General features: G+C 74.4%; 1 protein-coding gene and 2 pseudogenes. All 3 read left to right on the top strand.

Going from position 1 to position 1,785, the window contains the following annotated elements; translation table 11 throughout:
• Positions 1–381, top strand: a pseudogene (locus tag EGM46_RS14795) (hypothetical protein); the annotation flags it as partial.
• Positions 375–1,281 (top strand): annotated as a pseudogene (nadC, locus tag EGM46_RS14465) (carboxylating nicotinate-nucleotide diphosphorylase). The pseudogenes EGM46_RS14795 and nadC, both read left to right, overlap by 7 nt.
• A gap of 7 nt (positions 1,282–1,288) precedes the next feature.
• Positions 1,289–1,785 (top strand): aminotransferase class V-fold PLP-dependent enzyme (locus EGM46_RS14460; RefSeq protein ID WP_125100821.1); only part of this gene is annotated, 497 nt, incomplete at its 3' end.

The raw sequence follows: 1,785 nt of genomic DNA, 5'->3' as shown, positions 1-1,785 counted from the left end.
GGCTCGGCGGTGCGCGGGGACGGCGCGGTTCCTGGGGTACGGTCCGAAGCTGGCGCGGTGGGCGAGCGTGACGCGCTGCGCGAGGCGATCGCGGCCGGGCTCGGGATCGAGCGCGACGCGGCTGGTCTCGGCGCGGTGCTCGCCGCGTGCGACGGCGCGATGGGCGGCCCGAATGGCGGCGCGGCCGAGCTCGCGTCCATGATCGCGCACGCCGCGATCGAGCGGCGCGAGTCGCGCGGCGCGCACCAGCGCGCGGACTTCCCTGCGGTTGACGCGCCGCCCGCCGTCACCGCGGCGCCTGGCCGGCGCTCCGCGTTCGTGTTCACTCAGATTCTCCCGTCCCACTCGGACCCAACCGCGAGGAGCCTCGCCGCATGCTGACCACTCACCTGATCTCTGACGTCGTGTCGCGCGCGCTCTCGGAGGATGCCCCGTGGGGCGATCTCACCGTCGAGCTGACGATCCCGGAGGATGCGACGATCGACACGCGGCTCGTGGCGCGCGAGGCTGGCGTGTTCGCCGGCGGCGCGCTGGTTGACGCGGCGTTTCGGCAGACCGATGCGCGCGTCGAGCTCGCGGGGCGCGTCGCCGATGGCACGCCGTTCGTCGCGGGCGACGTGCTCGCGCGCATCTCNGGGGCGCGTCGCCGATGGCACGCCGTTCGTCGCGGGCGACGTGCTCGCGCGCATCTCGGGTCCGGCCCGCGCCGTGCTCACGGGGGAGCGCGTCGCTCTCAACTTCAGCCAGCGCATGAGCGGCATCGCCACGCTGACCGCGCAGTTCGTCGCCGCGGTGGCGCACACGCGCGCGCGGATCGCCGACACGAGGAAGACCACCCCCGGCCTCCGCGCGTTGGAGAAGCACGCGGTCCGGATGGGCGGCGGTGCGAATCACCGGTTCAGCCTGTCGGACGCGATCATGGTGAAGGACAACCATCTTGCGGCGCTCGGCGCGGTCGACGCGGCGAGCACCACCGCAGCGCTTGCCGGCCTGCGCGACCGCGTTGGGCACACGACCTCGATCATTGTCGAGGTCGACCGGCTCGACCAGATCGAGCCGGTGCTCGCGGCGCGCCCCACCGGGGTGCTGCTCGACAACTTCACGAACGACGAGCTGCGCGCCGGGGTCGAGCTGATCGCCGGGCGGGCGATCGTCGAGGCGAGCGGCGGCGTGCGGCTCGACACGGTGGCCGGCATCGCGGAGACCGGCGTCGACGTGATCTCGGTGGGGCAGCTGACGCACGGCGCCCGCGCCCTCGACCTCGGCCTTGACGCCGCGTGAGCCGCGCGTGAGCGACACGAGTTCCGGCTACCTCGACGCCGCCGCGACCGCCCCGCTGCGCCCCGAGGCGCGCGCCGCGATGCTCGCCGCGTGGGACGCCGGGCAGGCGAACGCGTCGAGCGTGCACGCCGCCGGTGCGCGTGCGCGCGCGGCTGTGGAGCGCGCCCGTGCGCAGATCGCCGTCGCCCTCGGCGCGCGCCCGGCCGAGGTGCTCTTCACCTCGGGAGGCACCGAGGCGAACGCGCTCGCGGTGACGGGGCTCGCCCTCGCACGGCCCCGCGGCAAGCACCTCGTCGTCTCAGCGATCGAGCACTCCTCGGTGCTGGAGTCCGCGCGCTTCCTCGAGCGGGTGTTCGGTTTTGAACTCACCGTGGTGCCGGTCGATGCGCGGGGTCGCGTGCACCCCGCGGCGGTCGACGCTGCGCTGCGGGACGACACGACGCTGCTCTCGATCGGACTCGCGAACGGTGAGATCGGCACCGTGCAGCCGATCCAGGAGATCGC

The sequence above is a fragment of the Leucobacter chromiireducens genome (assembly GCF_003917135.1).
GTDB classification, from domain to species: domain Bacteria; phylum Actinomycetota; class Actinomycetes; order Actinomycetales; family Microbacteriaceae; genus Leucobacter; species Leucobacter chromiireducens_A.
Note: the sequence above shows the minus strand (reverse complement) of the source record. Positions and strands in the feature narration are given on the sequence as shown.